This window comes from Colidextribacter sp. OB.20, assembly GCF_009911595.1.
Lineage (GTDB): Bacteria > Bacillota > Clostridia > Oscillospirales > Oscillospiraceae > Lawsonibacter.
The window spans coordinates 1-879 of sequence record NZ_QWKG01000103.1 but is presented as its reverse complement, the minus strand read 5'-3'; the positions used below and the strand labels follow the sequence as shown (position 1 = coordinate 879).

1 protein-coding gene and 1 pseudogene are annotated in these 879 nt (G+C 50.5%); one reads left to right on the top strand and one right to left on the bottom strand.

The features are described from left to right. Window positions 1-230, bottom strand: a pseudogene (locus D1641_RS18000) (hypothetical protein); the annotation flags it as partial. Between the two features lie 440 nt (window positions 231-670). Between D1641_RS18000 and D1641_RS17995 the strand changes: the two are divergent. Next, window positions 671-879 (top strand): replication initiator protein A (locus tag D1641_RS17995; RefSeq protein WP_201757428.1); only part of this gene is annotated, 209 nt, incomplete at its 3' end.

The following is an 879-nucleotide window of genomic DNA, read 5'->3' as shown; positions in this document are numbered from 1 at the left end:
ATTTCCCGCAGCTTCTCCAGAATCCGCAGTGCTGAATACGGCGCTTCCTCCAGCCATTCGTCCACGATCTGCTTGTACGGGTCCATCTTTGTTGGCTTGGGTTCGCTCAATGTGTACTCCGGCTTCTGCGGTGATTCCGCGTACCGCTTTGCCGTCCGCGGGTCCATGTGGTACTTCCGTCCCAGCTCCACATAGCTCAGCCCTTTTTGTCTGTCGCTTCGGATATCCATCCACTGTGCTCCTTTCATGTCCTGACTCCCTTTCCGGGCTCTTTTTCGCCCTGATTGGGAGTCTATCTTTTTTCCCTCCTCTCCGCCACAAAACTACATTTTTTCCTCGGCGTTTTCTTTCATTTTATCATTGGCGCTGACAGTACCACGTGATACGGTTCTATGATACAAAAATCATAGAGAAAAAATGACGAAAATAGCGAGAAAAAATAGGAAATAGCGGATGGTGACGTATGGCGGCCAGAAAAATTCAATCGAACCAGTCTAAAAGCGGCTGTCCACGGTGTCCCTCTAAAAATCCCTGTTAGCTGGTACGTTTCCCTGCATCCGTACAATATAAAGCGGAAAATGTTATTGAAATTGGCAATATGGGTGAAAACCCAACAGTAAAGCGTCCCGAAAGGGGCGCTTTTTTGTTGTCTGGAAAGGAGAGCCGGAACATGGCCGCAGAAACATCCTTTGATTACTACTACGGTGACGAGAGCAATCAGTTTTCTTTCTACCGCATCCCCCGCCAGCTTGTCACCGGGGACCGCTTCAAGCGCCTGTCTACGGACGCCAAGCTGCTGTACGGCCTGCTGCTGGATCGCATGAGCCTGTCGGCCAAGAACGGCTGGTACGATGAGCAGGGGCGCGTCTATATCTACTA